Annotated in this window: 7 protein-coding genes; 4 read left to right on the top strand and 3 right to left on the bottom strand. The window is 72.9% G+C overall.

Annotated features, from left to right (window positions below; translation table 11 throughout):
* From VAE46_RS06250 to VAE46_RS06240, 3 genes are all read left to right on the top strand, one after another.
* Window positions 1–365, top strand: a 365-nt coding sequence (locus VAE46_RS06250) for a methylenetetrahydrofolate reductase (protein WP_322796062.1), incomplete at its 5' end; no start/stop codon positions are given.
* Entirely contained in the window at window positions 362–1,117 is a 756-nt protein-coding gene (locus VAE46_RS06245; RefSeq protein WP_322796061.1) for an endonuclease/exonuclease/phosphatase family protein, read from the top strand. The genes VAE46_RS06250 and VAE46_RS06245, both read left to right, overlap by 4 nt.
* An 80-nt stretch (window positions 1,118–1,197) precedes the next feature.
* Entirely contained in the window at window positions 1,198–1,635 is a 438-nt protein-coding gene (locus VAE46_RS06240; protein ID WP_322796060.1) for a hypothetical protein, read from the top strand.
* On the opposite strand, the gene VAE46_RS06235 is transcribed toward VAE46_RS06240, so the two are convergent.
* Together VAE46_RS06235 and VAE46_RS06230 are read right to left on the bottom strand one after the other, a co-directional pair.
* Window positions 1,616–2,029, bottom strand: coding sequence for a MaoC family dehydratase (locus VAE46_RS06235; protein ID WP_322796059.1), 414 nt, complete (start codon window positions 2,027–2,029; stop codon window positions 1,616–1,618). The two genes, VAE46_RS06240 and VAE46_RS06235, sit on opposite strands and share 20 nt — an antisense overlap.
* Before the next feature lie 41 nt (window positions 2,030–2,070).
* A complete protein-coding gene (locus VAE46_RS06230; protein ID WP_322796058.1) occupies window positions 2,071–2,886 on the bottom strand; it encodes a hypothetical protein in 816 nt (271 codons plus the stop codon).
* Window positions 2,887–3,173: 287 nt separating this feature from the next.
* Here VAE46_RS06230 and VAE46_RS06225 point away from each other — a divergent pair, with 287 nt between their 5' ends.
* Window positions 3,174–4,367, top strand: a complete 1,194-nt coding sequence (locus tag VAE46_RS06225; RefSeq protein WP_322796057.1) for a cytochrome P450 — start codon at window positions 3,174–3,176, stop codon at window positions 4,365–4,367.
* A 15-nt stretch (window positions 4,368–4,382) separates the two neighbouring features.
* Here VAE46_RS06225 and folK read toward each other — a convergent pair.
* Window positions 4,383–4,710 (bottom strand): 2-amino-4-hydroxy-6-hydroxymethyldihydropteridine diphosphokinase (gene folK / locus VAE46_RS06220; RefSeq protein WP_322796056.1); only part of this gene is annotated, 328 nt, incomplete at its 5' end.

Raw genomic sequence — 4,710 nt, 5'->3', positions numbered from 1 at the left:
GGGCGGGGGCGACCTACATCCAGACGCAGCCCACGTTCGAGGCCGGTCCGCTGGAGCGGGCGGCGGCGGAAGTCCGGAGCGAGGCGCCGGATACGGCGGTGGTGGCGATGGTGATGCCGCTGGTCTCGGCGGAGGCGGGTGAACGGGTGGCGCGGCGGATTGGGGTGGAGCTGCCGGCGCGGCTGCGGGACGTGCTGGCCGCCGGCGCAGAGCAGGCGGCGTGGGGGTTTTTTGCGGACACGGTGGCGGCGCTGGCGGACTCTGGAGCGGTGCAGGGCGTGGCGGTGATGACGTTCGAGATGGACCCGCCCCCGGAGGTGGGGGAACGCATCGTGGCGGCGCTACGGGCGGCGGGAGTGGCGTGAGCGGGCTACACCTGCGGGTCGCGACGTGGAACCTGCGGAACGTTGCCGACCGCTGGCCGGAGCGGCGCCCGGTGCTGGTGGAGGCGTTTCGGGCGCTGGCGCCGGAGCTGTGCGGGCTGCAGGAGGTGGCGCTGCGCGGCGAGCGCCAGGACGACCTGCTGGCGGCCACGCTGGGCGGTCACCCGCGGCAGCTGGCGGCTGAAAGCCCGCGGTTTCCGGGGTTTGGCAACGCGATCATCGCCGCGCGGGGCGAGGTGCTGGCGCACGATGTGGTTGAACTCGGTCTCGGGCGGGTGGCGCAGCGGGCGCTGGTGGCGCTGCCCGGCGGGCTGGCGGTGTGGTTCGTGAACACGCACCTGCACCACCCGCCTGGCGCGTCTGAGGAGAGGGCGGAGCAGGCGCGGCGGCTTATCGCCTGGCTGAATGAGGCGCCGCGGGCGGATGCAGAGGTGGCGGCGGGCGATTTCAACGCCAGGCCGGTCGAGCCGGCCTACCGGGCGATGACGGCGGCGGGATTCGTTTCGGCGTACGCAGCGGTACACGGCGAGGAGCCGGCGGTGACGTGGCCATCGGGCATCCGGGCAGAGGGGATGGATACTGATGGCGAGCCGGGGTGCCTCGACTATATCTGGCTGCGCGGCCGGGCGCGGGCGGAGTCGGCGTGGCTGGTCGGGACCGAACCCGCGGCATGGGACGCGACGCTGTTCGCGAGCGACCACTTCGGGGTGGCGGCAGAGGTGGTTGTGGGGTGAGGGCGGGGCAGGGGGGCGGCTGACCGCGATCAGGGTAGTCCCTGAGGGCGTGGCGGGAGGAATTGTGGCATGCTGCGCGCGTGTACAGCATCCGGGTGACGCCCGAGTCTCGCCTGCTGGTGACTGCGTGGGGCCGGCTGACGGCCGAGGAAGCGATGCGCATGGTCTCGCAGGGGCTGGCGCTGGCCGAGGCCGGGGCGATCACGGAGGTGCTGGCCGACGTGCGGGAGGTGGAGCGGGCGCCGGGGCAGTGGATGGTGATCGCGGCGCTGCTGGGACACGGCGCGCACGAGCCCCTGCGGCTGGCGGTGGTGGCCCAGCCGAGGCAGGCGCCGGCGGTGCAGCGGATCGTCCGGTACGCCGGGCTGCGGCGGCGGGCAACGGTGGTGTTCGACGAGGCGACGGCCCTGGCGTGGCTCGCGCGCCGGCCGGAACGGTCGCTGACTGCCGCTGAAGCCCGGCACGCGGCGCTGAGCGCAGGGGCCGCGGCGGAGGAGTTCAGGCCGAAGGCGGGATAACGACCGCTTCGCCTTCGACGACCGTCTTACCGTCCTGGTTGGCGACGGTGGTGCGGAACTTGACCCAGCGGCGCTGTTCGAGCTTTTCGATGGCCTCGACGCGGGCGGTGAGGGTATCGCCGAAGTAGACAGGCGCCCGGAAGTTGAAGGTCTGGCTGACATAGATGGTGCCGGGGCCGGGGAGCCGCATCGCGAGGACGGTGGAGATGAGCGAGCCGCTCAGGATGCCATGGGCGATGCGCTGCTTGAACATGCCCTGCCCCGCAGCGACAGCATCGACGTGGGCGGGGTTCAGGTCGCCGGTGATGCCGGCGAAGAGGTAGACGTCGGTTTCGGTGATGGTCTTGGAGAAGGTGGCGGAATCGCCAATGGAGATGTCGTCGTAGGTGGCCATGGCTCCCAAGGATGGGGCAGGGCCGGGCTCCGGGGAAGGGGTCAGGGGGTGGGCAGGAAGAGCTGGTAGCGGCCGGCGACGGGGGTGCCGGCGGAGAGCGGCGGTTCGATCACGAGCGTCATGGGGCCGATGGTTTCGCCAACGGTGTTGCGGACAGCGACGGCGATGGTGAGCTGGCGGCCCTGGCCGGAGGAGATGACGACTTCAGAGCGGCCGCCGAGGGTGGCGACGGCCGGGAAGACCTGGCCAGCGGCAGCCAGCAATGCGGTGCGGAGGTTGACCTGCCCGAACTGGCGAGAGCTGTTGGCGACCCAGAGGTCGACCAGGACGAGGTGCGTCATGCCGGCGGTTTCCTGCTTGCGGACGGCGGCGGCGAGGGAGACGGCTTCGCTGCCTCCGGTGGCCATGAGGATGCAGGCGAAGTAGTCGATGGGGTAGACGGCCGCGCGGGTGGCTTTTACGGAGATGCCGGAGATGGTCTGCTCGACGGCGAGCGCGGTGATTGTCTCGCGGAGGGTGCCGCACTGGGTGGGCTGCTCGAGGAGCGCGGGGTCGACGGTCGGGGAGGGCTCAGGGGTGGCGCGGGCCCCGGCGACGCCGGTCACCAGGGTCTCCGGGGCGACGGTCGGCGTCGGGGTCGGCTGCAGGGGGGTCGGGGTGGCCGATGGCTCCGCCGGGATGGCGGTGGTGCGCACGTCCTGGCCGGCGTGGGAGGGGGTCCCGCCCGGCTGGATGACGAAGGCGAGGAGGAGCGCGGCGATGACGACAGCCGCCGGGAGGGCGTAAGCCGGCCTCAGGAGGCGGCCGAGGACGGCGTTGGGGTCGGCGGGGTGGGAATCCCGGTGAATACGGTCCACGGGTTCACGGTAGGACGGGGGTGGCCGGACTGACGATGCGGGATTCCCCTATTTGGGGCAGCCGGGATTCGGATTGCGCGGGGAGGGGACGGGAGATCCCGCGGCGGGGCTGCCGGCGTATCCTCCGCGGAGGGAACGCCGCTCCAGGGGAGGGGCCGCCGCACCGCCGTGGCGGCGCGACAGGTCCCGGGGGCGGGCGGTCCGTGGAGGGAGGGCCGCCCGCCTCTCTTTTTGGCTGAATAACCATTTTGTAGTCGTCAACTATCGCCGTCGCCTAGACTGTTGCGGTGGCGTTTTTCGACCCGGCGCGAAGGGGGTACGCGGAGGACCCCTACCCTTCGCTGGAGCGGCTGCGGCGGGAAGAGCCGGTCCACTGGAGCACAGCGCTCGGGGCGTGGGTGGTAGTGCGCCAGGCGGACTGCGCGGCGGTGCTGCAGGACACGGAACGCTTCTCGGCGGACCCGGAGCGGGAGGGCGCGGAGCTGGGGAGACGGGTGGCAGCGCACCGCCGGGCGATGCCGTTCGGAGGGGCTGCAATCCTGGGGCACGCGGACGGGGCGGAGCACGCCCGCCTGCGCGCGGTGGTGAACCGGGCGTTCTCGGCGCGGGCAGTGGCCGCCCGGCGCGAGATGGCGGCCGGACTGGTCCGCGAGCTGCTGGAGGGCGTGCGCCCGGGAGCACCGCTCGAGGTGATGGAGGGGCTGGCAAGGCCGCTGGCGGTGCTGACAGCGCTGGCGCAGTTCGGGGTGCCGCGCGAACAGGGGCCGGCGTACTTTGCGGCAGCGAACGCGGTGATGCGGGCGCGGGTGGATGGGCTCGATGCGCCGGGAGCCGCGGAGGAGGCCGTTGCGGCCGGGCGGTTCCTTCTGGGGCTGCTGGCGGACGCGGATGGAGACACGCTGCTGGGGACGATTGGGCAGGCGGTCGATGGGGGCGAGGTGACCCCGGAGGAGGCGGTTATGCTGGCGGTCCACATTGCGCTGGCCGGGAATATCCCCACGGCGATGGCGCTGGGGACGGCGCTCGAGGCGCTCGCGCGGTTCCCCGAAGCGCGGGAAGCGGTGCTGCAGCATCCCTTGCTGGCTGGCGAAGCCGTGGAAGAGGCGCTGCGGTGGGACAGCCCGACCCACGCGGTTCCCCGCTTCGCCGTGAGTGAGACGGAGCTCGGCGGGCGGCGCATCCGGGCCGGACAGCAGGTGCTGGTGATGGTTGGAGCAGCCAACCGGGACCCGGAGCGGTTCGAGGCGCCGGGCGAGTTCCGGCTGGAGCGGCCCGAGCGCCGGCACCTGAGCTTCGGGGTGGGGTCCCACTTCTGCCTCGGGGCGCCCCTCGCGCGGGCGGAGCTCTCCGAGGCGGTGCGGGAGGTGCTGGCCCGCTTCGGGCGGTACCGGGTGGCCGAGGCGGTGCGGGGCGGGTCGTTCCTGGTGCGGGGCTTTGCGCGGCTGGTGGTGGTCCCCGAGGGCGCCGAGATCGAGGGATAGCGTCACGGCCAGCGGTCAGAGCGGGAAGCGGCGAACGGCGCCCTGCAGGCCGGTTTGGGCGAGGAGGTCGGCGGCTGTTTGGCCAAGGACGGGCAGGGGACCAGGGAGAACTTCGGCGAGGGGCGCGAGGACGAAGGCGCGCTCGGCGATGCGCGGGTGGGGGATGGTGAGGTCCTCCGCGTCGAGGCGGAGGTCGCCGTAGAAGAGGATGTCGAGGTCGATGGGGCGGGGACCCCAGCGGCGGCCCGGGCGGCGCCCGAGGTCGTGCTCGATGCGCTTGAGCAGGGCGAGGAGGTCGTGCGGGGGGAGGTCGGTCTCGGCGAGGACGGCGGCGTTGAGGAAG

It is taken from the genome of Tepidiforma sp. (assembly GCF_034433535.1).
Classification (GTDB): domain Bacteria; phylum Chloroflexota; class Dehalococcoidia; order Tepidiformales; family Tepidiformaceae; genus Tepidiforma.
The sequence above is the reverse complement of the archived record's forward strand: the minus strand, read 5'-3'. Positions and strand labels throughout refer to the sequence as shown.